The sequence below is a fragment of the Streptomyces sporangiiformans genome (assembly GCF_005768555.2).
Taxonomy (GTDB): Bacteria; Actinomycetota; Actinomycetes; order Streptomycetales; family Streptomycetaceae; genus Streptomyces; species Streptomyces sporangiiformans.
This window is the reverse complement of the sequence record NZ_VCHX02000158.1, coordinates 43,519-64,543: the sequence shown is the minus strand read 5'-3', so window position 1 is coordinate 64,543 and position 21,025 is coordinate 43,519. Positions and strand designations below refer to the sequence as shown.

General features: G+C 69.5%; 26 protein-coding genes and 1 pseudogene. 16 read left to right on the top strand and 11 right to left on the bottom strand.

Annotated elements, in window-relative coordinates; all coding sequences use genetic code 11:
- Positions 1–47 precede the first annotated feature (47 nt).
- Positions 48–764 (top strand): GAF and ANTAR domain-containing protein, encoded by a 717-nt coding sequence (locus FGD71_RS25530; protein ID WP_119102852.1) that lies wholly within the window; start codon positions 48–50, stop codon positions 762–764.
- Positions 765–824: 60 nt separating this feature from the next.
- Here FGD71_RS25530 and FGD71_RS25525 read toward each other — a convergent pair whose 3' ends face one another.
- The 8 genes and pseudogenes from FGD71_RS25525 to FGD71_RS25490 all read right to left on the bottom strand — a co-directional run bounded on the left by FGD71_RS25525 (position 825) and on the right by FGD71_RS25490 (position 5,362).
- Positions 825–1,796 (bottom strand): YihY/virulence factor BrkB family protein, encoded by a 972-nt coding sequence (locus tag FGD71_RS25525; RefSeq protein ID WP_119102851.1) that lies wholly within the window; start codon positions 1,794–1,796, stop codon positions 825–827.
- A 213-nt stretch (positions 1,797–2,009) separates the two neighbouring features.
- Positions 2,010–2,444 carry a hypothetical protein gene (locus FGD71_RS25520; RefSeq protein ID WP_119102850.1) on the bottom strand — a complete coding sequence of 145 codons (435 nt, stop codon included), beginning with the start codon at positions 2,442–2,444 and terminating at the stop codon, positions 2,010–2,012.
- Positions 2,445–2,564: 120 nt separating this feature from the next.
- Positions 2,565–2,906: a DUF1206 domain-containing protein gene (locus FGD71_RS25515; protein ID WP_420878346.1), complete on the bottom strand. Its 342-nt coding sequence runs from the start codon at positions 2,904–2,906 to the stop codon at positions 2,565–2,567.
- A complete protein-coding gene (locus tag FGD71_RS25510) occupies positions 2,903–3,721 on the bottom strand; it encodes a SigB/SigF/SigG family RNA polymerase sigma factor (RefSeq protein ID WP_119102849.1) in 819 nt (272 codons plus the stop codon). The genes FGD71_RS25515 and FGD71_RS25510 overlap by 4 nt, the downstream gene beginning before the upstream one ends.
- A 312-nt stretch (positions 3,722–4,033) precedes the next feature.
- Positions 4,034–4,393 carry an ANTAR domain-containing protein gene (locus FGD71_RS25505; protein WP_119102909.1) on the bottom strand — a complete coding sequence of 120 codons (360 nt, stop codon included), beginning with the start codon at positions 4,391–4,393 and terminating at the stop codon, positions 4,034–4,036.
- Between the two features lie 48 nt (positions 4,394–4,441).
- Positions 4,442–4,603 (bottom strand): annotated as a pseudogene (locus FGD71_RS25500) (PRC-barrel domain containing protein); the annotation flags it as partial.
- Positions 4,600–5,001 (bottom strand): ANTAR domain-containing protein, encoded by a 402-nt coding sequence (locus tag FGD71_RS25495; protein ID WP_119102848.1) that lies wholly within the window; start codon positions 4,999–5,001, stop codon positions 4,600–4,602. The pseudogene FGD71_RS25500 and the gene FGD71_RS25495, both read right to left, overlap by 4 nt.
- A gap of 82 nt (positions 5,002–5,083) precedes the next feature.
- On the bottom strand, positions 5,084–5,362 hold the full coding sequence (locus FGD71_RS25490; RefSeq protein ID WP_119102847.1) for a hypothetical protein: 279 nt from the start codon (positions 5,360–5,362) through the stop codon (positions 5,084–5,086).
- A gap of 713 nt (positions 5,363–6,075) precedes the next feature.
- Here FGD71_RS25490 and FGD71_RS25480 point away from each other — a divergent pair.
- The 5 genes from FGD71_RS25480 (at position 6,076) to FGD71_RS25460 (ending at position 8,848) form a co-directional block, all read left to right on the top strand.
- Entirely contained in the window at positions 6,076–6,258 is a 183-nt protein-coding gene (locus FGD71_RS25480) for a hydrophobic protein (RefSeq protein WP_119102845.1), read from the top strand.
- Positions 6,259–6,350: 92 nt separating this feature from the next.
- Positions 6,351–6,524, top strand: coding sequence for a CsbD family protein (locus FGD71_RS25475; protein ID WP_119102844.1), 174 nt, complete (start codon positions 6,351–6,353; stop codon positions 6,522–6,524).
- Between the two features lie 134 nt (positions 6,525–6,658).
- Entirely contained in the window at positions 6,659–7,279 is a 621-nt protein-coding gene (locus tag FGD71_RS25470; RefSeq protein ID WP_119102843.1) for a hypothetical protein, read from the top strand.
- Positions 7,279–7,716 carry a hypothetical protein gene (locus FGD71_RS25465; protein ID WP_181359269.1) on the top strand — a complete coding sequence of 146 codons (438 nt, stop codon included), beginning with the start codon at positions 7,279–7,281 and terminating at the stop codon, positions 7,714–7,716. Before FGD71_RS25470 ends, FGD71_RS25465 begins: the two co-directional genes overlap by 1 nt.
- Positions 7,717–7,978: 262 nt before the next feature.
- Positions 7,979–8,848 (top strand): hypothetical protein, encoded by an 870-nt coding sequence (locus FGD71_RS25460; RefSeq protein WP_140935944.1) that lies wholly within the window; start codon positions 7,979–7,981, stop codon positions 8,846–8,848.
- Positions 8,849–9,574: 726 nt separating this feature from the next.
- Here FGD71_RS25460 and FGD71_RS25455 read toward each other — a convergent pair.
- A complete protein-coding gene (locus FGD71_RS25455) occupies positions 9,575–10,081 on the bottom strand; it encodes an IS3 family transposase (protein ID WP_119102841.1) in 507 nt (168 codons plus the stop codon).
- Positions 10,082–10,167: 86 nt separating this feature from the next.
- Between FGD71_RS25455 and FGD71_RS25450 the strand changes: the two genes are divergently transcribed.
- From FGD71_RS25450 to FGD71_RS25425, 6 genes are all read left to right on the top strand, one after another.
- Positions 10,168–10,476, top strand: a complete 309-nt coding sequence (locus tag FGD71_RS25450; RefSeq protein WP_119102840.1) for a sensor histidine kinase — start codon at positions 10,168–10,170, stop codon at positions 10,474–10,476.
- A gap of 95 nt (positions 10,477–10,571) precedes the next feature.
- A complete protein-coding gene (locus tag FGD71_RS25445; RefSeq protein WP_119102839.1) occupies positions 10,572–10,898 on the top strand; it encodes a rhodanese-like domain-containing protein in 327 nt (108 codons plus the stop codon).
- 103 nt (positions 10,899–11,001) lie between these two features.
- On the top strand, positions 11,002–12,231 hold the full coding sequence (locus FGD71_RS25440) for an NAD(P)/FAD-dependent oxidoreductase (protein ID WP_119102838.1): 1,230 nt from the start codon (positions 11,002–11,004) through the stop codon (positions 12,229–12,231).
- 141 nt (positions 12,232–12,372) lie between these two features.
- Positions 12,373–13,758 (top strand): MBL fold metallo-hydrolase, encoded by a 1,386-nt coding sequence (locus FGD71_RS25435; protein WP_119102837.1) that lies wholly within the window; start codon positions 12,373–12,375, stop codon positions 13,756–13,758.
- 89 nt (positions 13,759–13,847) lie between these two features.
- Complete coding sequence (locus tag FGD71_RS25430; protein WP_119102836.1) at positions 13,848–14,429, top strand: rhodanese-like domain-containing protein; 582 nt, start codon at positions 13,848–13,850, stop codon at positions 14,427–14,429.
- Positions 14,426–15,400 (top strand): sulfite exporter TauE/SafE family protein, encoded by a 975-nt coding sequence (locus FGD71_RS25425; RefSeq protein ID WP_119102835.1) that lies wholly within the window; start codon positions 14,426–14,428, stop codon positions 15,398–15,400. Before FGD71_RS25430 ends, FGD71_RS25425 begins: the two co-directional genes overlap by 4 nt.
- A gap of 120 nt (positions 15,401–15,520) precedes the next feature.
- On the opposite strand, the gene FGD71_RS25420 is transcribed toward FGD71_RS25425, so the two are convergent.
- Positions 15,521–15,763, bottom strand: a complete 243-nt coding sequence (locus tag FGD71_RS25420) for a DsrE/DsrF/DrsH-like family protein (protein ID WP_240436760.1) — start codon at positions 15,761–15,763, stop codon at positions 15,521–15,523.
- 21 nt (positions 15,764–15,784) lie between these two features.
- On the opposite strand from FGD71_RS25420, the gene FGD71_RS49060 reads away from it, so the two are divergent.
- Together FGD71_RS49060 and FGD71_RS25410 are read left to right on the top strand one after the other, a co-directional pair.
- Positions 15,785–16,069 carry a hypothetical protein gene (locus tag FGD71_RS49060; protein WP_240436759.1) on the top strand — a complete coding sequence of 95 codons (285 nt, stop codon included), beginning with the start codon at positions 15,785–15,787 and terminating at the stop codon, positions 16,067–16,069.
- A gap of 438 nt (positions 16,070–16,507) precedes the next feature.
- Positions 16,508–16,795 (top strand): metal-sensitive transcriptional regulator, encoded by a 288-nt coding sequence (locus FGD71_RS25410; RefSeq protein ID WP_119102834.1) that lies wholly within the window; start codon positions 16,508–16,510, stop codon positions 16,793–16,795.
- A gap of 153 nt (positions 16,796–16,948) precedes the next feature.
- On the opposite strand, the gene rraA is transcribed toward FGD71_RS25410, so the two are convergent.
- Positions 16,949–17,431, bottom strand: a complete 483-nt coding sequence (rraA, locus tag FGD71_RS25405; RefSeq protein ID WP_240436768.1) for a ribonuclease E activity regulator RraA — start codon at positions 17,429–17,431, stop codon at positions 16,949–16,951.
- On the opposite strand from rraA, the gene FGD71_RS25400 reads away from it, so the two are divergent.
- Positions 17,327–18,091: a beta-propeller fold lactonase family protein gene (locus FGD71_RS25400; protein WP_119102833.1), complete on the top strand. Its 765-nt coding sequence runs from the start codon at positions 17,327–17,329 to the stop codon at positions 18,089–18,091. The genes rraA and FGD71_RS25400 overlap by 105 nt on opposite strands.
- A gap of 69 nt (positions 18,092–18,160) precedes the next feature.
- On the top strand, positions 18,161–21,025 hold the full coding sequence (locus tag FGD71_RS25395) for an AfsR/SARP family transcriptional regulator (RefSeq protein ID WP_119102832.1): 2,865 nt from the start codon (positions 18,161–18,163) through the stop codon (positions 21,023–21,025).

The following is a 21,025-nucleotide window of genomic DNA, read 5'->3' as shown; positions in this document are numbered from 1 at the left end:
CTTCCCGCCCCCTCCCGGCGGGACCCGTCTCAAGCGAGGGTGTCACGATGAATCAGCAGCTCCTGGCCAAGACCTTCGTCGAGCTGGCGGACAACCTGGTCGCCGACTTCGACCTCATCGACTTCCTGCGCCTGCTCACCGATCGCTGCGTGGGCATGCTCGGCGCCAGTGCGGCCGGGGTGCTGCTCGCGGACCGCGACGGCGAACTCCGCGTCATGGCCGCCTCCGACGAACAGGTACGCCTGCTGGAGCTCTTCCAGCTCCAGAACGACGAAGGCCCCTGCCTGGAGTGCTTCCGCACCGGCACACCGGTGATCGTCCCCGACCTGACCCGCGAGGTCGACCGCTGGCCGCGCTTCGTCACGGCAGCCCACCGCAGCGGCTTCGGCGCGGTCCAGGCCCTGCCCATGCGTCTGCGCGACGAGGTCGTCGGCGCCCTGAACCTCTTCCGCGCCGCCCCCGGCCCCTTCGACCCGGCCGCCACCCTCATCGCCCAGGCCCTCGCCGACGTCGCCACCATCAGCCTCCTGCAACAACGCACCACCCACCGCAGCACCGTCCTCAACGAACAGCTGCAGACCGCACTCAACAGCCGGGTACTGATCGAGCAGGCCAAGGGGAAACTCGCCGAACGCCAGAACATCGACATGGAGCAGGCCTTCACCGCACTGCGCGGCTACGCCCGCGCCCACAACCGACGCCTGTCCGACGTCGCCCGCGCCTTGATCGACGGCTCCGAACCCCTCCCCGGCCTGGTGGCCTGACTCCGTCGCCAAAGCGGTGCCCCGTACGCAGCTGCCCAAGCACGAGGAATCACGCTCGGATCACGGGCCGTGCTTCTGGAGGCGCGGTGCTGCTGGTGCGCGGCTGCCGACTGGCGCACGCTGTGATGGGGCGTCGGCTGCGGGGCTGATCCCGGGCTCCGGGCTCTCGCCCTCGGCTGTCTCGCCGGACTGCACCGCCGTCCCCGCTGCTGTCGCTGTCCAGGCGGCGCAGTACAGCAGCAGCCTCGCCATGAGGTTGATCCACAGCACGACCGCGACCGGCACGGCGAAGGCGCCGTACATGCTCTTCGCCGCAACGCCCTGCAGGTAGCCGGTCAGCAACCACTTGAGCAGTTCGAAGCCCACCGCACCGATCAGCCCGGCGACCACGACCGCACGTCGGCCGGGATGCACCCGCGGCAGCCGGGTGAGCAGGTAGGCCAGCAGGAGAAAGTCGACGACCAGGGCGATGGCCAGGCCGGTGAAGAACAGCAGAGCGCGTCCCGCCCCGCCCTCGATACCGGCCTTGTCGGCGGCCCAGCCGACGGCACTGCTGGCGAACACCGAACTACCGATCGCGACCAGCCCGACCGCGCCGAGCCCGACCAGCACCACGGAGTCCTTGAGCTTGAGCAGGAACGGATTGCCCGGGTCCTGCTCCTTCTCCCACACCGCGCGCAGGCACCCGCGCAGAGCGCCGACCCAGTTGATGCCGATCACGAGCAGCAGCGCGCCCGCGATCAGCCCGACGGACCCGGCATGCTCGACGAAACCGTCCAGGTCCAGGAGGTCGGAGAGGCCTGGCGCCTGGGCGGCGATCTTGTCCTGGAGTTTCCCCAGCTGGTCCTCGCTCAGCAGCTCGGCACCGATCGCCGCGCTCACGGTGATCAGCGGAAAGAGGGCGACGAAACTGGTGAAGGTGACGGCCGCGGCGAGCCTGGCCCAGTGGACGGCATCCAGCCGCTCGAACGCCTGCCAAGCGTGCGTCCGCATCAGCTTTCCGATCACAGGCAGCCGTCTCGGCCATTCCATGAGCAACACCCGTTCCCTGCGTACCCCACGGCCGAGGAGAGAGTCATCCGGCGGGGAAACCCGCACCGCCTTCCGGCGTTTGAGAGCCGTGCGACGATCGCCGAGGTCTGCGCCGGAGCAAGCCGATGACGACCGCTGCGGCGCGAGGTCGTCCGGTGCGGCGACGCCGTCTGTGGGGCGCGCGGCAGGTCGCCAGGCGGCCGACCTGGATCGTCAGTGAGCGGCCCGGTGCCGGTGGCGGAACCAGTGGTCCTTGTGACGGGGGCGATCGACCAGTCCGGCAGGGTGGTCGTCATCCCTCTCCGTCTGCGCCGTCTGCGCGCGGGCGGAGTCGCGTTCGTTGATCAGAACGTCCCGTTCCTGTTCGGCTGCGGCTGTCTCGCGCCGAGACTGCTTGAGCCCGCGACGTGCGGTGCTGCCGCGACGAGCGGTGCGGCGTGCGCCGGTCAGGAGGAGGCCCAGCCCGAGCAGAGCCGCCGCCCCGACGACGAGGCCGTAGAGGAAGAGGGTGCCGGTGGAGCCGGTGACGTCGACTCCGAAGACGGAGAATCCGCCGGTGAACTCGTGGGCGCTGCCACTGTTGGAAAGAACGCCGGCGACGCCGATGACTACCGCGGCGACGAGAATGACAAGTCCGAGGATGATCATGACGTGCTCCTGGGATCTGCTTCCTGTCCCCACGGTAGAGCCGTTCTGCCCGGCACGCCACCACCATGGGTTGCGTCTACCTTGAGGATGAGGTAATGGCGAGACCTGAGGACGCCGACACTACTGGTGGACGGCCTCTGGCCGCCCACCCGCCACGACGCCAGGAGGCGTAGCGCGGGCTTCCCGCCACAACGCCATGCAGCCGAAGCCGACGACCAGCGCCCACAGCATCGCCTTCCCGAAGGGCTGCGCCGCGACCTGGGCCAGCGCACCCTGGCGGTCCGCCGACTCTCCGCCGCTGCCGAGGGCGATCCGGACGGCCAGTACACCGATCAGGACGTACACCACCCCGCGTGCGGCAAAGCCTGCCCGGCCGGCGGCAGTCAGTGTCTGCCTCTCAGTGGAGCGACGGGTGTTGGGCCTGGCGGCCCGGCGCCGCCCGTGCACCCGGGACGTCGTCACGCTGCCCTCCTCAGATCGTGGGTGTCGGCCATGACCTGGTCGTGCAGGCGTGCGCAGGTGCGGGTGATCAGACGGGAGACGTGCATCTGGGAGATGCCGAGTTGTAGGGCGATGCGGTGCTGAGTCATCTCGCAGAAGAACCTCATGTAGAGGATCTGGCGTTCGCGTTCGGGCAGTGCCTGCAGCAGGGGGCGGAGCGCCTCGCGGTTGACGACCCGGTCGAAGCCGGGCTCCATGCCACCGAGGGTGTCGGTCAGTGGGTGGCTGTCCGCGGAGTGGCCGGGCAGGGCGTCCATGGACAGGGCGGTGAAGCTCTCCAGCGCCCCCTGGCCCAGCCGTACCTCGGCCTCGGTCAGGCCGGTGTGTGCGGCGATCTCATGGACGGAGGGTTCGTGGCCGCCCCGCGAAGCGCACTCATTGCCGACGGAGCGGACCCGGCCGCGCAGCTCCTGTACACGCCGCGGCACATGCACGACCCAGAGTTCGTCACGGAAGTGCCGCTTCACCTCGCCGAGGATCGTCGGTATGGCAAAGCTCGGAAAGGCGGTTCCGCGACTGGGGTCGAAGCGGGCTACCGCCTTGACCAGGCCCAGTTGGGCGACCTGCTTGAGGTCCTCGAAGGTCTCGCCGCGATGACGGAATCGCCCAGCGAGGCGTACGGCCATCGGCATCCAGGCGCACACCACCTCCTGCCGCAGCGCAGACCTCTCAGGGCCGTCCGGCAGGGCGGCGATACAGCGGAAGGCGACGTCGGTGTCCGGTGCGTCGTCGTAGGGACGTGCGCTTCGTGGGCTCCGTGTGCGTGCGTTCGGCATGGGCGCGTGTCTCCCTGATCGGTGGCGTCGCTCACCGTGGGAGCCGGCAGACCGCAGCGCGATGGGGAGCAGCGACAGCTGCTCCCACGGGCGCGCCTCCGGTCTGAAGCACACTGGACGGCTTCCCGGACAAGCCCCTTTCAAACAGGGTCTCTGCAGCCCATCTGCGGCAATCCATCGGGGACCGCGCGGGCACAGAACGTGGAGGGCGCGGTAGCGGACTCGGCCCAGGCCTGCGACGGTTGCTCTGGACGAAGGCACCGGAGAGTTGAACCCACAGCGTCCGGTGCCGTCCGCTGGACGCGCATGTCGTCACAGCCGGTCTGCCAGATGGAGGCGCCGCAGTGCCCGGCGAAGCTCCCGCTGCATCGGTTCCGGGAGCGTCTCGTCCTTCGTCGTGGCGACCAGGGCCGCAGCCACGTCCCGGAGCTTGATGTTGCAGTGCTGCGACACGTCCACCAGCACGTCCCAGGCCCTCTCGCTGGAAGACGGTGCCAGGGCCATCACCATGCCGCGCGCCTGGTCGATCACCGCACGGCTCGCCAGCGCGCGGCCCAACTGCTCGTTTCTGGCGCGTAGTTCGACGACCTCTGTCAGTAGTGCCGTTTCCTCCGCCGAAGCCACGGCCGTCAACAGCCGCTGTTCTTCGCGGAGCGTGGTCAGCTGGCTCATGGTGCGTACCTCACAGGGCAGACATCCTGTCCGCAGGCGGTCAGCGGCGACCAGACGGTGCCGGGTGGGCAGTCCGATCCGTACGGTGGACATGGCCTGCTCATCGGTGGTGGTGTCCACATACACCCTCTCCAGGACACCGATCTTGTGCGACTCGGTGTCGACGACATCGCGGTTGCGCCATTCCCGGACGCCGACTGGGTGAATCATGGCCTTCCCCTTCCGGAGGGCTCATCCGCCGGTGGAGAGTCGCACCCCCGGTCTTCCGCGTAAAGCTGCCGCAGGGCACGCCCCAGCGCCCGCTGCATCAGCCGCGAGAGCGGCTCACCCTCCCAGGCGGCGACCATGGCTGCAGCCACCTCCGGAAGTTCGGTGTTGCACTGCCGCGAGATATCCACCAGCAGGTTCCTGGCCGGCCCACGGCGGCACGGGGCCAGGACCATCACCATGCCGCAGGCCTGGTCGATGACCGTGCGGCCGGCCAGTGCCCGCCGTAGCTGATCATTCTCGGCGCGCAGTGCGACGACATCCTGACCGGTCGCATTCTCCGCCGAGGCCTCAGCCGCCACATCCCACCGTTTCTCTGGGAGCATGGTTGTGCGATGCATGGCATCTGCCTCTCCACGATTTCCGTGCGTCCGGTGTGGCTGATGCGCCCCGGAATCTCTGGATGTCGGGCAACTTCATCGGTCACCCGCGGCGTTCATGGTCCCGACGGTCCTCGCGCCTCCAGCGCGCCCGGTGCCGACGGCTGTAGCGACGGTCCCAGCGGTCCTGACGATCCCGGCTGTTCTCGTAGTCTCGGTAGTCCCCGAGATCGGAACCGTCGCCACGGGTCCAGCCTCCCCCGCGATCGCGGCCGTGCCGGGTGGCGCCGAAGACCAACACGGCCGCGGCCACCCACCAGATGGCGTTGATGAAGCCGAGGCCGACCAAGACCACGATCAGGATGAGAAGCAGAACGAACACGGCGGGCCTCCCCGGAGCCGAACAAAGCATCACTGCCGGGGGCCGGGGCCAGTACGAACAGCGTAGCCCTCCCCAGAGATTGCGGATAGCGACCCACGTCAGCGCCTTCCGCCGGGACCAGATGGCCACTTGACATCTGTCCAGGGAGCGCGGCGAGGGCTAGCGTGTGCGGTACGGCCCGAGCCCCCGGCAGCGTCGAACGCCTCTCGCGCCCCTTCGAGGGCGCACCTTGCGCATCAGTGCCGGACACTGTCCCGCCCGCAGCGGGCCGCTCCCGCACCCGCCGTCGCTACGCGATCCCGGCGCAGCCTCGATGCGCCCCATGCGGGCACCGTCCATCCGCTGCCCGCGATGTCGCACGTATCCACCGACAGGCAATACACATGTACGCGCTGATCGTTCCCGCTTCGACCCCCTTCGTCCTGCTCGCCACCGTCATGGGCCTGTCCTGGTGGGAGGACCACATCCTGCCGGCTCCGCCGGCCGAGCCGCTCGAAGCCCCCGCCGAGGCTCCGTTTGTCCCAGCGGCCCCTGCCCAGCTCGCAGAACTCCCCCGTGTCGACACTGCGTTGACAAGGGAAGTCGTAGGGCGTTGACTGACAGCACGGTGTAGGGCTATGCCACTCCGGATCACTCGGGCGACGCATTCCACCTTCCCACTTCGCCCGGACCCCGCGGAACTCAGGAACTTCCCGCGATCTGGAGGCCCGGCGATGTTATGGATTCTTCTCCTTCTGCTGATCCTGGTGGTGTTCGGGTTCGGCTTCACCATGCAGACCCTTTGGTGGGTCGCCGCCGTACTCCTGGTCGTCTGGATCGTCGGCTTCGCGATGCGCGGGCGCGGCGGTGGCAGGCGTGGCGGTGGCGGCCGCCGGTACGGCCGCAGTCGCGGATAGCCCACACCAGGCGCTCTCCCGCCCGCGGGAACGGCGGCCTGATACGGCGATCACGCGCGGGAGCCCATCCAGCGAACGAGCAGAGGACAACCATGAGCGTCGGACGGACGATCAGGCACAAGACCCAGGCATTCAAGGGCCAGGTCACCGAACGTATCGGCCGGATCACCCGCAACAGGCGACTGCAGCGCGAAGGCAGGACCGACCGGGTCTCCGGAAATCTGAAGCAGTCAGGTGACAAGGCCAAGAACGCTTTCAGGCGCTGACCACGAACGCCCCAGGTGGTGTCCCCGTTGCGCGGACGCGACCCGACAGGCCAACGCGTAGTCAGCCGACAGGAATTGATGGGGACGGTAATGAAGCAGAAGACCCTACGAGCCGAGAGCCAGAGAAGGCAGCCATGCTCACCATCGTGATCACCGCCGTGATCGTCATCGTGGCGGTCGCCGTCCTCGTCGTCGGACGCGGCCGCATCCGGGACGGCGGCGGGCGCGGGTTGAGGCACCGCTTCGGACCCGAGTACGACCGTGCCGTCGCCGACCACGACGGCGACACAAAGGCGGCCGAGCGGGAACTCGGCGAGCGCGTCAAGCAGCACGGCTCCCTCACGGAACAACCGCTGTCACCCGAGGCCCGCGCGCAGTACACGACTCAGTGGGCCGGCGTTCAGGAGCAGTTCGTCGACTCGCCGCACAAGGCAGTCACCGAGGCGGAGGCACTCCTTGCACACCTGGCGAAGGACCGGGGCTTCCCCGGTGAACAGTTCGAGGAGCGGTTCGCCGCCCTCTCCGTCCACCACGCCGCCCATGTCCGCGGCTACCGCAGCGTGCACACGGCCGCCCGCGGCCAGAGCGGTACCGAGGAAATGCGGGAGGCCATGGTCGAAGCCCGAAGCCTCTTCGAGGCACTGGTCACCGAACAACGGGCCGACTCGGACCAGGACAGTCCGCAGACCCCCGACGACCGCGGCCACGCGCCGTGGGCACTGAACCGACGCCACGCGAAGGGAAGCAGCACCTGATGTCACACAACGCCCAACACGCACTGCACCCCCAGACCGGAAGTCCGAATCCCGCAACCCCGCGCGCCCCGCAGACACCCCGCACCGAATCCGCTGACGCACAGCGTGAACGCCACACCACCGCGGACCGCCCCGATCGCCCGCCGGGCCCGGAACTGGTCCCGCAGGGCGAACGGGACGAGCTCACCCTGCGCCTCCAACAGGCCCTGAACAACTTCGTCGACAGCCCACACAAGGCGGTGGAGGAGGCCGACGCCGTCTTCGACGACATCGCCACCCAGTTCACCAACACCCTCACCGAACGGCGCCGCGTCCTGCGCGCAAGCTGGCAGGACCAGGACACCGATGCACAGACCGAGGAACTACGGCTCGCGCTCAGGCAATACCGGGAGATCACCGAACGACTGCTGCACATGTCGGCGCCTGCCAGTCAGTAACACCGTCCTCCCCGCGGAAACCGCTGCCGCCGCAGTGACCGGTGCGTACACCACACCGGTCGGACTGCGGCGGCTGCGTTCTGGAGGCGGGGCCTACGCACGCTCAACTGCTCCTGCAGAACTTGTGCCTGGGCCGGCGCGTATCAGCCCGACCTCCATCAACCCTCCCGTTAACGCCGCCATGAGCGGGACAAGCCCGGCCATCACGCAGTGGCCGGCGAGTTGTTGCCCGGCTCGGTCCTTGCCGTCCGCCATCACACCGATGGTCACGGAGCCGATGGCTGCCGGGCTCCAGAACTATCAAGGGATATTGATGGAGAATCTCAGAGAAGAAAAACGGGCGCCCAAGCGCAAGGTGCTCGACCTGACTCTTGTGCAGGTAGTAGCGAGCGCACTCGCGACTGTGGTGGGCGCGGTGCTGGCGTCCCTGCTGGGGGTAACCGGGACGATCATCGGCGCCGCCGTGATCAGTACCAGCGCCACGACAGGCGCAGCCGTCTTCTCGCATGCTTTCCGACGGACGGGCGAGGGGATCCGCGGCCGAGTGCCGGCCGTAGGAGTGCCGAGGACGCCGGGCCAGGAGCGGGCGGAGCACCGCGCTGACGCCCGGGCGGCATTCGGTTTACCGGCGGACGCTACGGCTGTTGACGCGATGCCGCCCTTCGGTCCCGGTGGCCCGGATGATGAGCACCGCGGGACAACGGCGGCCTCCGCGGCCTCCGAAGCTGAGTCGGTCACCACCTATCGGGGTGGCTCCCTCCGGAGGTCCATCGGCTGGAAGAAGTACGCCCTGGCCACGGGCCTGGTGTTCGCCCTGGCGATGGTCACGGTGACCGCGGTGGAGCTGATCATGGGCAAGCCGGTAGCGGCCGTGGTCAAGAACGAGCCGGGCAGGGGAACCTCGGTGGGCGGTGGCACGGCCGGTACCCCCGGCCCCGCGGACCGCCGCACACCCACCCCAGGTGCGTCCAGTGGCGCGGCGTCGCAGACAGGCGGCTCTGCCTCGCCGGACGCGAGCGCGGCGCCGGATACCAGTTCTCGTCCCAGCTCCAGTTCCAGTTCCAACGCTTCGGTGTCGTCCGCGCCGTCCAGCGGCGGCGCCGTGCGCAGTTCCAACGCCACCGCTGATTGAACAGTGACAAGCCGGTCCGGGCCTCGGTGGGCGACCTCGTCGGCGAGCAGAGCGAACCGACTCGCTCCGACGATGCCTGCTTACGACACCCCTGTGCCTGCGCCGCCCGCGACGCGGTGCCGTCCTTGGGGAGAATCTGAGGAGTATGGAGCGTGCTGGGGAGCGCGCGGGGAGAATCGACTGCGCAACGCGACACGACCTTGAAAGACGCTGAAAGACTCATCCGCGCAGGTCAGAGACGACCTTGAGTTGGGCTGGAGCTTCGGATGCCCCTTCGCGATCGGCTTGATGGGGGTGGTTTGCGTCAGTTTGCACGATGCGGCTGATCTCCTCGCCCTGCCTCCGACGCACCCCTGAACAGGTCTTTTGGGTGTCGGCGAACGCTGGGGAGAATCCGGGGGAAACGAATGACAGCCACACCTTGCGCCTCCCGCGACGAGGCCGCCCGGCTTCCTGTTCGGCGCTTCCCGTTGCGACATCACCGACCCCGCAACACATCACAGACAGTCGACGAGCCAGATTCGGGCCAACGACAAGCAGGTTGGGCCAGACCGATCGGGTCCCACCTCGGTACCGCCCGGTGGTGAGCTGACCCAGCACGCGCACTTCGATTTCCCCGCCCCCGAGCACTGCCCCCAGCAGATTGGGGAGCTTGAAGAGGGTCAATCCCCTCGCAGCGCGGAGACGATCTACGCGGCCAGTCCCTCGGCGAGGGCGGCTCGGTAGTCACGTGACTGGACGGTGCCGAGCTTTCGGAAGGCCCGCCTGAACCGCCGCGAGCAGTACTCGCTTCCCCTGTCCGTGTGCATGACGGGCGGCCATCGCTTGGCCGGGCAGGCGGTGGGAGAACAGGTCGATGACCGTCGCCACATACAGCCTGCCCTCGCCGGTTTCGATCTCGGTGAGATCGCCCGCCCGGACGGGATCGGGCTGCTCGGCGGTGAAGTCCCGGCGCACGAAGTCCGTGGCAGCCGACCGCTCGCCCTGCCTCGTCAGCGACCGGCGGCGACGCATCTTCCGTCCGGCCAGACCGAGTTCGGCCAGGACCTTCGCGACCGTGTTCACCGACACTCGCCAGCCTCTGCGTACCAGCTCGATGAACACCTTCGGCGAGCCGTAGGCGCCACCCGAGCCGTGGAAGATACTCCTCGATCTCATCGGCATAGAAAATCCGGCCAGTTGCCGCTCGATCCACGCGACGGTCTCCGGCAGGGTCTCGGCGTACCGTGTCAACTCCTCTTACCTCAGCCAGCGATTCGTGGCCTTGTGGGTGAAGTAGGTGAGGCGGACCCGGCCGTCGCGGTCGGGGTGATCAGCAGCTGCGAGGCCGACGAGACGCCACGCCCGCCGAAGCGCTGGTCGAGGTGGCCGACACCGGCCCGGGCATCCCAGCCGGCCGGCCGCCGTACGCCTTCGACCGTCTCTGGCGAGGGCCCCGCGCCCGCGCCAGAAGCGGCATCGGCATCGGCCTCGCCGTCGTCAAAGAGCTGATCACCGCCCACGGCGGAACGGTCTCCGCCGACTCCGGACCGGGCGGCGGGACTCGGATGAACCCCCGGCTGCCCAGGGCCGAGTCACAGGGATCACGGCTCATTCCCGCCCCTGGCACGGAGCCGCGTGTTGCCTGACGGGCAAATACCCCCCGGGGTATTTGACGACCCGCTCTCAGCCGCCGTACTCTCGGCGAGCAGAAACCCCCCGGGGTATTTGAGGAGGCAATCAAGTGGCTCGTGAAACAACGCAGCAGGCGTTCGCCGCGGCCTGGGCCGAAGGCGGGCTCGTGATCGACGTACGGGAGGCGGACGAGCAGACGGCCGGGCACGTACCGGGCGCACGGCTGATGCCACTGCGTTCCGTGCCGGCCCGGTGCGACGAACGGCCCGCCGACCGGCCGGTGTTCGTGATCTGCGCCAGCGGCAACCGCAGCAGGACCGCCGCCTACTGGATGACCTCCCGCGGCATCGATGCCTACTCCGTGACTGGCGGCACCAGGGCATGGGCCCACGCCGGACACCCGATCGCAGCCGGACACCACGAGCACGCAGCCTGAACGACTCCGCCTTCGGTCTTCGCTGCGGCCACCGACCACCCGCCGCCACCCACTGAAGACCACCCACAATCCGCACATCGGCCAGTTGGGAAGGAGTACCGCCTTGGCCACCACCCCCTCACCCTCCGACGCACCGATCGTCGGCCGACACCGCGTCGCCGTCGTCGGCGGCGGCAGCGCCGGCATCAGCGTCGCCGCCCGTCTGCGCCGCGCCGGCGTCACCGACATCACCCTGATCGAACCGTCCGACACCCACTGGTACCAGCCGCTGTGGACCCTCGTCGGAGGCGGCCAGGCCCCCCTGCGCACGACCCGCCGCCCCGAGGGGTCCGTAATACCCGACGGGGTACGGTGGATCCGCCGCCGCGCCCTGGCCGTCGACCCCGAGGCCCGCACGGTGACCCTGTCCGGCGGCGACGAACTCACCTACGAGTACCTGGTCATGGCGCCCGGTCTCCAACTCGACTGGGACGGCGTGCCCGGCCTCGCCGAGACCGTCGGCCACGACCGAGTGAGCAGCAACTACGCACCCGAGTACGCCCCGCGCACCTGGGAGCTGATCAAGGGGATGCGCTCCGGCACGGCCGTCTTCACCCACCCGGCCACCCCGCTGAAATGCGGCGGCGCCCCGCAGAAGATCGCCTACCTGGCCGCCGACCACTGGCGCAAGCAGAAGGTCCTGGACGACATCCGCATCATCCTGGTGATGCCCGACCCGGCGATGTTCAAGGTGCCCGCCTGGTCACAAGTCCTGGAGAAGGTGGCCGCCCGCTACGGCATCGAGGTGCGGCTTCGCTCGGAGATGACCGCCGTCGACGGCGACGGCCGCACAGTGACTGTCACCGACCGCGCGAACGGCACCAAGGAGACCATCGGCTACGACCTCCTGCACGCCGTGCCGCCGCAGAGCGCGCCCGACTGGGTCAAAGCGAGCCCGCTCGCCGACCCCGCGAATCCCCAGGGATTCATCGCCGCGGACAAGCACACGCTCCAACACCCGCACTACGACAACGTCTTCGCGCTCGGCGACGTCGCGAACCTGCCCACCTCGAAGACCGGCGCGGCCGTACGCAAGCAGGCACCGGTCGTCGTCGGCAACCTGCTCGACGTCATGAACAGCCGCTCTCCGTCGCACCGGTACGACGGCTACACCTCCTGCCCGCTGGTGACCGCCCGCGACCGGATGCTGCTTGCCGAGTTCGACTACGACCTGCACCCCACACCCACGTTCCCGCTGCTCGGCCCCTTCAAGGAGCGGCGCACGATGTGGCTGTTCAAGCGGTACGGGCTGCCGCCGGTGTACTGGCACGGCATGCTCACCGGCCGCCTCTGACCGGTCGGCCCGGGCATCCCCCGCCCCCCGAGCCGACCAACCCGCCCCACCCCACGCCTCGAACCGGGCGGACCAGACGCCCCTATATACCCCCATGGGTATTAACAGAATCCACTCTTCCGACCTGGAGGACACCCAACCATGTTCTTCGCCCAGTACTACCTCGACTGCCTCTCCCAGGCGTCCTACATGATCGCCGACGAGACTACCGGCAGGGCCGTCGTCGTCGATCCGCGCCGCGACGTCTCCGAGTACCTCACCGACGCCGCCACCCACGGTTTCACCATCGAGGCCGTCCTCAACACCCACTTCCACGCCGACTTCCTCGCCGGCCACCTGGAGCTGGCCGACCGCACCGGCGCCTGGATCGGCTACGGGCAGCGCGCCGAGACCGAGTACCCCATCCGCAAACTGTCCGACGGAGAGCGGATCAGCCTCGGCGACGTCCAGCTGCAGATCCTCGAAACCCCCGGCCACACCCCGGAGTCGATCAGCATCCTGGTCCACGAGCACGCAGACGACACGCTCCCCTACGGCGTCCTCACCGGCGACGCCCTGTTCATCGGCGACGTCGGCCGCCCCGATCTGCTCGCCTCGCTCGGCGCGACCGCCGACGAACTCGGCCGCATGCTCTACGACACCATCCAGAACAAGCTGATGGCCCTGCCCGACGCCGTCCGCGTCTTCCCCGCCCACGGCGCAGGATCCGCCTGCGGCAAGAACCTCTCCACCCGCCGCCAGTCCACCATCGGCGAACAGCGCGCCACCAACTACGCCTGCCGCCCCATGAGCGAGGAGAACTTCGTCGAGCTGGTCACCGCCGGGCAGCCCTCCGCGCCCGCCTACTTCGTCTACGACGCCATCCTCAACCGCAAGGAACACAGCCTGTTCGACACGGCCAACCCACCCCGGCCGCTGTCCACCGAGGAATTCCTGGAGCACGGCGCGGCCGGTGCGGTCGTCGTCGACGCGCGCTCCCCACAGGACTTCGCCACCGGGCACCTGAACGGCTCGGTCAACGTGCCCGCCGACGGCCGCTTCGCCGAGCAGGCCGGCATGGTCGTCGCCCCCGAGCAGGAGGTCGTCGTGGTCGCGCCCCAGGACCGCGAGGAGGAGATCGTCACCCGGCTGGCGCGTATCGGCTTCGACAAGGTCGGCGGGTACCTGCGGGAACCCGAGGGCGCCTTCCCCACCCTGGCCGACGAGCTACGCCAGGCCGGCCGCCTGACCGCCGACGAGCTGCGCCGGGCGCTCGACGGCGACGAACCCCCGCTCGTCCTCGACGTGCGCGACACCGCCGAACGCGAAGAAGGGTTCATCGAAGGCTCGCTGCACATCCCACTGCCCGAACTCGCCCGCCGTGTGGACGAGATCCCGGCCGACCGGCCCCTCGTCGTCCACTGCGCGGGCGGCCACCGCTCCTCCATCGCCGCCAGCCTGCTGCGACACAAGGGCCGCACCGACGTCTCCGACCTGCTCGGCGGCTACGGCGCCTGGCTCGCCCAGCCCGCACCGGCCGACGCCTGATCCACCCCACCCCCGGGCGGGCGGCCCCGAGTCATCGGCCGCCGCCCGCCCCCGTCAAGACAACGCTTCAAAGGCGACAAGGAGCCCCGATGACCACCCACGCCGACGCACCACGACTCGATCCCGCCGCTCTGCGCAACCTGACCCGGGACGGGGAGGGCCCGCGCCTGCTGGACGTGCGCACGCCCGGCGAGTTCCGCACCGCCCACATCCCCGGCTCCTACAACGTGCCCCTCGATACCCTCCGCGAGCACCGGGCGGAGCTGCTCCACCACCTCGACGAGGACGTCATACTCATCTGCCGCTCCGGTGCCCGCGCCGCCCAGGCCGAACAGGCCCTGGCTGAAGCCGGACTGCCCAATCTGCGCGTCCTCGACGGCGGCGTCATGGCGTGGGAGACCGCTGGAGGCCCGCTCACCCGCGGCCCGGAACGCTGGGACCTGGAGCGCCAAGTGCGCCTGGTCGCCGGCACCCTCGTCCTGGTGAGCGGCATCACGGACCTGTTCCTGCCCGGACTGCACCTGATCGGTACAGCCGTCGGGGCCGGCCTGGCCGTCGCCGCGCTCACCAACACCTGCGCCATGGGCATGCTGCTGTCGAAGCTGCCCTACAACCGCGGCCCGCGCACCGACGTCGACACCGTCGTCGCCGCCCTGCGGGATTCGTCGTGATCGCCGTCATCATCGCCGCGTCACTGCTCATCGGGGCCGGCCTCGGCGTCCTGGGCGGCGGCGGGTCCATCCTGACCGTGCCCATCCTGATCTACCTGGGCGGAATGGAGACCAAGGAGGCCATTGCCACCTCGCTGTTCGTCGTCGGCGTCACCAGTGCCGCCGGGGTCGTCTCGCACGCCCGTGCCGGACGCGTCCGCTGGCGTACGGGTCTGTTGTTCGGTCTGGCCGGCATGACCGGCGCCTACGCGGGCGGTCGGCTGGCCGAGTTCGTCCCCGGCAGCGTCCTGCTGCTCGCGTTCGCCCTCATGATGATCGCCACCGCCGTCGCCATGATCCGGGGACGCAAGCAGCAGCCGAAGAAGGTCCACCACGAACTGCCCGTGTTCCACGTACTGTTGGAAGGCATCGTCGTGGGCCTGATCACCGGACTGGTCGGCGCGGGCGGAGGCTTCCTGGTCGTACCCGCGCTGGCCCTGCTGGGCGGACTGCCGATGACCGTGGCCGTCGGCACCTCGCTGCTGGTCATCTCCATGAAGTCCTTCGCGGGCCTGGCCGGTTACCTGGCCAGCGTGCACATCGACTGGGGGTTCGCGGCCCTCGTCACGGCAACCGCCGTCGTCGGCAGCCTGATCGGCGGCCGCCTCGCCGGACGCATCCCGCAGGACGCCCTGCGCAAGTCCTTCGGCTGGTTCGTCGCCGTCATGGGCGTGTCAGTCCTCGGCCGGCAGATCAGCTCCGACCTGCGTCACACCCTGCTGACGAGCCCCTGGACGTGGGCCTCCGTGGCCGCGGCGGCGGGGGTCGTGTTCAGCTGCTACATGTTGTGTGGCTCCGACGGACGAACGCCGGAACGGGCAGGCAACGCCTCGGCGCCGTCGGACGACGCAAGCGGGCGGACTGTCTCGCACCCCATCCCTGCTGAGACCGTGCGGAGCAATGGCACCACCGCGTCACTGCGCGACACGTAGCGACGTAATCACGGAAGAGCTCCCACTTCTTCTGAACTTCGACACCGGTCCGGGTCAAGCCAGGACAACGGGACGCCGACGAGAGCACCGTCCGGCAGGCCAGGTACGGTGCCGGTCATCTCAGGTGTAGACGATCTGGCCGCCGGCCGCGTGCTCGTAGAACTCGCCAACCGTGATGATGCCCTGGACCTGGTCGACGAGGTCGTCCTTGTCCAGCTCGAACGGGTCGACCGAGGCCTTGCAGGCGTAGATTCCGGCGCCGGTGTCGGAGATCATCTCGATGAACTCGGGGATCGGCGGGATGTCGAGCTTCTCCATTTTGCGTTTCATGTACCGGGTGACCAGGTCCGGAACGCCGGGCATGCCGCCCAGCAGAGTCGGCAGGTGCAGACCGGGGTTGCCGACCGTGGCCAGCTTGATGACCATGCCCGGCGGCTGTCCATCATCTCTTTCCGCATCCGTCACGGCGATCACTCCTACCTGCACCACAACTATGTCGTCGCCCTGCTCAACGACCCGTTCGGCGTCCAGGCCCGTGGCGGCTGCTCGTGCGCCGGACCGTACGGCCATCGCCTGCTTGCCATCGACGCGGCCACCTCACACGCCCTGACCCGCACACCGGGCAGTGGCACCACCACGCCGGTGTCTCCGATCCGCCGCTGCGGCTGACCGGCGTGTGCTTCGCCGTCGACGGGACGTGTCACCTCTACGGCCGTCCGCCACTGCCGGCCGACTTCGAGCGGATGCGCTGGTTCCCGCTGCCACCCGTCTGCCTGGAACAAAACCGGAACGGCACCGGTTGAGCAAATATACCCCACTGGGTATGAGAGGGGAGGCCGTGCACTGGCAACCGGGCTCGCTGCCGCCGCAGGCCCTGGAGCAGCTCATCGGCGGGGGGATGTTCAAAGCGCCGGGCAGGTGACTGGAGGCGTACTCGGCGGGCGTGCGACCCCGGATGACGTGAGCTCATGCAACCGGTGCAGGCCCGGCCGGCGCCAAGGGTGACGGAAGTCGGGTGTTGGTCATGACAGATGTGATCCTTAATGGTCGACGCCGCCCCGAACAGGGACGCATAGTACCCCTAGGGGTATTTTTCGAGGAGTGATCGTGGAACTGGAACTTGAGGGCGCAGACCTGAAGGCCGTGCTGAACCGGCTACGCCGCGCGCAGGGTCAGATCTCCGGCGTGATCCGGATGATCGAAGAGGGACGGGACTGCGAGGACGTCGTCACGCAGCTCGCCGCGGCCTCCCGCGCGCTCGACCGGGCCGGTTTCGCGATCATCGCGACCGGCTTGCAGCAGTGCCTGGCGGACATGGACTCTGGGCGGAAGAACGGTGAGGACACGGACGCGATGCGCGCCCGGCTGGAGAAACTGTTCCTGTCGCTGGCGTGAGAGCCTGCCGCGGCGGCTGTCACAGCACGGCGTCGATCAGCATGAAGGCCGCCACCGCCGGCAGCACCAGAGCGAAGATCCGTTACTCTCGCACCTCCTGAAAATGGAGCCGCAACAGCCTCTGGGAGCCCCTGGGGAGAAATGATGCGGCTGTCACAGACTCCGCTGGACGGTCGCCGCACTGCCGGTCTCACGCGTGACGAGGATGCCGTCGGCGTCGCTGTAGAGGTGGCAGCCGGGCGTGAAGGTCACCTCGCCGAACGAGACTTCCACATCCTTCTCCCCGGCACCGTCCTTGCGGCTCTTGCGGGGGTTCGAGCTGAGGGCCTTGATGCCAATGTTGATCTTGGACAGCGCCTCGACGTCACGGACAGCGCCGTGGATGATGACGCCCTCCCAGCCGTTGGACGCGGCCATGCCCGCAATGAGATCGCCCATCAGGGCGGTGGTCGGCGAGCCACCACCGTCGACGACGAGGACCCGCCCTGCCCCAGGATCGCCGAGGGTGGCCTTGAGGATCACGTTGTCGTCGTGGCATCGCACGGTCGTGACGGCACCCTCGAACGACGTCCGGGCGCCGAAGAGGCGGAATTGGGTGGTGCACGACTGGAGATCGTCTCCGTGCTCATCGTACAGGTCGGCTCCACTCCTGGCGGACCCGACCCCGACACCATCGGCGTCTTCACCATCGAGCGTCACGGCGGCCTCAAGCCCGTCGGCTGGGTTTCCACCCAGGGCATCCGACCGCGCTTCTTCGGGCTGGAGCCGTCAGGACCGCGGCTGTTCGCCGCCAACGAGGTCACCGACACCATCGACGGCTACGACATCGAGGCCGACGGCCGTCAGCTACGCCCCCTCGGCATCCTCGCCGAGCCCGGTTCCCCCACCTCCATCGTCTGGCGCGCCGCCCATTGCCCCACAGCGGGAGCCAGGCGCACCAACAGCCAGTTGGTGGACGACAACCCCGCCATCCGCCGGCAGTACCGGGTGTGGTGCCAGACCGGCTACCGCAGCCCGAGCAATGCGGGCACCGGGCAGCCCGTCGACCAACTGGTCGACCCGGCCACCGACTTCGTGACCCCGAAGGGCTTCCTGTACAGGGACTACGTCCGGCCCATGCCGGAGGGGGAGCGCAGTTCCCCGACCGGGCCGCTGCCGCGGGCCTCGATCGCCGCGTTCTTCGTCGGCGGCACGGCCGGCTCCCGGCTCGATTCCGTCGTCGTCCACCACGCCGGAGGCCTGAACTGCCTCACCGTCCTCGGCGCCGCCCTCCCCCTGACCGCTCTCGTCTACTGAACCTTCGAACGTCGACAGCCGGGACACGTAAGATAATGGTGATAGTTGTGAAGTTCTGAGGGAGACGAAGTGCCGCTGGAGCCGTTGACGTTCGCGGTCCTCGGGCCGATCCGGGCACAGCGGGCAGGGGCGGATCTGGCTCTCGGGAGCCCACAGGAACGGGCCCTGCTGGCACTGCTGTTGGTGCGGGCGGGGCAGCCGGTCTCCGTGAGCGAGATCGTCAACGTGCTCTGGGGACCGCGCCCTCCCCACAGCGCCGTCAACGTCATTCGCCGTCATGTCGGGTCACTGCGCCGCCTTGTCGAGCCCGGGCTGCCCGCCCGGGCCGCCGGCCGCTGGTTGATCCGGGATGCGGGCGGTTACCGATGGGCGGCCGACAGCGATTCCCTGGACCTCCTTCGTTTCCGCCGGCTCCGTCACGAGGCCAGGCGGGCCGCGGACGAGTCACCTGCGCGGGCTGTGGAACTCCTCACCCAGGCGCTGTCCTTGTGGAAGGGAACGGTTGCCTCCGGGCTTCCCCCGGAGATTCGCGAGCGCGCGGGCTTCGCCTCGGTCGACCGCGAACATCTCGCGGCCGTGCAGGAGGCCGCCGACGCAGCGCTCCGCGCCGGCGTCCCGGGCGCCGTACTGCCCGAACTCAGGGAAGCCACCGCCCGCAACCCGCTGGACGAACCGCTGCTGGCCAGGCTGATCCGCGTCCTGGCGGCCACCGGGCGCCGGCCCGAGGCCCTGAGCACGTATCAAGCGGCGTGCTCCCGGCTCGCCGAGGAGCTGGGCATGGACCCGGGCGCGGAACTGCGCGAAGCGCATGATGCGGTGCTGGAGGATGCGCCCGCGACCGGGGCAGGCTCTGCCGGAACCGCCTCCGACACCCCCACCCCGCCGACAGCGTCCGCAACGCCGCCGCCTGCCCAACTGCCGCACGACCTACCGACGTTCACCGGTCGCCGGACCGAGCTGGACGCTGCACTGGCGTTGCTCACGGGCCATGACGGGCGGCCCGCCGAGACGGTGGTCATCAGCGCCATCGCCGGCATGGCGGGCATCGGCAAAACCACTCTCGCCGTGCACTGGGCCCATCGGGTCGCCGAACGCTTCCCCGACGGACAGCTCTACGTCAATCTCCGGGGCTACGACCCGTCCGGAGCGGTCATGAGCGCGGGCGAAGCCGTGCGCCTGTTCCTGGACGCCCTGGGAGTGCCGCCCGAACGCGTCCCGCACGGCGTGGACGCCCAAGCGGCGCTCTACCGCAGCCTGTTGGCCCGCAGACGATTCCTGGTCCTGCTGGACAACGCGCGCGACACCGATCAGGTACGACCGCTGCTGCCCGGCACGCCCGGCTGCCTGACCATCGTCACCAGCCGCAATCAGCTGTCGGGGCTGGTGTGCGCGCATGGAGCGCATGCGCTGACCCTGCGCCCGCTCGACGCCGAGCAGGCCCGGGTGTTCCTCGCCCGCCGGCTGGGCGCCCAGCGGCTGGAGGGCGAGTCCGGGGCGGTGGCCGAGATCACCGCCCTGTGCGCCGGGCTGCCACTCGCCCTGGCCTGTGTCGCGGCCCGTGCCGCCGCCCATCCCCACTTCCCGCTGTCCGCCATCGCGGCCGAACTGCGAGCGACGCACGGAAGCCTCGACGCCTTCAGCCGGACCGACGCGTCCGCGAACGTCAGCGCGGTCTTCTCCTGGTCCTCCGGCGCCCTCTCGACCGGGGTGGCCCGCCTCTTCCGGCTGCTCGCCCTGCACCCGGGCCCGGACTTCTCCGTACCGGCTGCGGCCGCGCTCGCGGGGCTCCCGGTGCGGGAGGCCCGGCAGCTCCTGAGCGAACTCGCCGAGGTCCACCTGATCGGCGAGCACTCCCCCGGTCGGTACGCCTTCCACGACCTGTTGCGCGCTCACGCCGCCGAACTCGTACACGCCCAGCACCCCGAGGCCGAGCGCGAGGCGGCAACGGACCGGCTGTACGCGTACTACCTGCACACCGCCCACGCCGCCGACCTGCTCCTCACGCCGCACGCGGATTCCCTGCCACCGGAGCAGCTCCCGGCGGGAGTAGCCGCCGAACCGCTCGCCGACGACCAGCAGGCGCTGACCTGGCTGACCGCCGAGTACCCGGCGCTGCTCACCCTGATCGACGCGGCCGCACACTCCGGTCGCGACCGGCTCGCGTGCCTGCTCACCTGGTCCCTTGAGCCGTTCTTCGACCGGCGGGGCCACTGGCACGACTATGCGGCCGCCCACCGCACCGCGCTCGAGTCGGCACTGCGGCTGGCCGATCCCGCCTGGGAGGCCCGCGGCCTGCGCGGGCTGGGCCGCGCAGAGGGCCGGCTGGGCCTGTACGACCAGTCCCGCCCCCGCCTGGGCCGTGCCCTGGAACTCTTCACCGAGTTGGGCGACGACATCGGACGGGCCAACACCCACCGCAGCCTCGGTTGGGAATGCGACCAACAAGGCGACCTCCCCGGCGCCCTCCGGCACAACCAACAGGCCCTGGAGCTGTTCCGGGACGGCGATCACCGGGCCGCGCAGGCCAGTGTCCTCAACGCCGTCGGCTGGTACCACGCACTGCTCGGGCAGTACCGGCAGTCCCTGAGCCACTGCTCCGAGGCCCTGGCCATGCTGCGGGATCTGGGCGACCGCTACGGCCAGGCGGCCACCTGGCACAGCATCGCCTACGCCCAGCAGCACCTGGGCCGCCACCCGCAAGCCCTGCTCGGCTACCGCAACGGGCTCGCTCTCTGCCAGGAGTTGGGCGTGCCGTACATGGAAGCGTCCACCCTCGTCGATCTGGGGGACACCCATCTCACCTTGGGCGACCACGACAACGCGCACGCTGCCTGGCGGCAGGCGCTCACTCTCCTCACCTCGCTCGGCCACCCGGACGTGGACCGGGTCCGAGCCCGGCTGCGGGGGCGGAGCAACGGGCGCGGTCTCGCATGA

Coding starts and splice junctions, on each gene's coding strand:
- FGD71_RS25530 (WP_119102852.1), top strand. CDS start 48: ATGAATCAGCAGCTCCTGGCCAAGACCTTCGTCGAGCTGGCGGACAAC.
- FGD71_RS25525 (WP_119102851.1), bottom strand. CDS start 1,796: ATGGAATGGCCGAGACGGCTGCCTGTGATCGGAAAGCTGATGCGGACG.
- FGD71_RS25520 (WP_119102850.1), bottom strand. CDS start 2,444: ATGATCATCCTCGGACTTGTCATTCTCGTCGCCGCGGTAGTCATCGGC.
- FGD71_RS25510 (WP_119102849.1), bottom strand. CDS start 3,721: ATGCCGAACGCACGCACACGGAGCCCACGAAGCGCACGTCCCTACGAC.
- FGD71_RS25505 (WP_119102909.1), bottom strand. CDS start 4,393: ATGAGCCAGCTGACCACGCTCCGCGAAGAACAGCGGCTGTTGACGGCC.
- FGD71_RS25495 (WP_119102848.1), bottom strand. CDS start 5,001: ATGCATCGCACAACCATGCTCCCAGAGAAACGGTGGGATGTGGCGGCT.
- FGD71_RS25480 (WP_119102845.1), top strand. CDS start 6,076: ATGTTATGGATTCTTCTCCTTCTGCTGATCCTGGTGGTGTTCGGGTTC.
- FGD71_RS25475 (WP_119102844.1), top strand. CDS start 6,351: ATGAGCGTCGGACGGACGATCAGGCACAAGACCCAGGCATTCAAGGGC.
- FGD71_RS25470 (WP_119102843.1), top strand. CDS start 6,659: ATGCTCACCATCGTGATCACCGCCGTGATCGTCATCGTGGCGGTCGCC.
- FGD71_RS25465 (WP_181359269.1), top strand. CDS start 7,279: ATGTCACACAACGCCCAACACGCACTGCACCCCCAGACCGGAAGTCCG.
- FGD71_RS25460 (WP_140935944.1), top strand. CDS start 7,979: ATGGTCACGGAGCCGATGGCTGCCGGGCTCCAGAACTATCAAGGGATA.
- FGD71_RS25435 (WP_119102837.1), top strand. CDS start 12,373: ATGTTCTTCGCCCAGTACTACCTCGACTGCCTCTCCCAGGCGTCCTAC.
- FGD71_RS25430 (WP_119102836.1), top strand. CDS start 13,848: ATGACCACCCACGCCGACGCACCACGACTCGATCCCGCCGCTCTGCGC.
- FGD71_RS25420 (WP_240436760.1), bottom strand. CDS start 15,763: ATGCCCGGCGTTCCGGACCTGGTCACCCGGTACATGAAACGCAAAATG.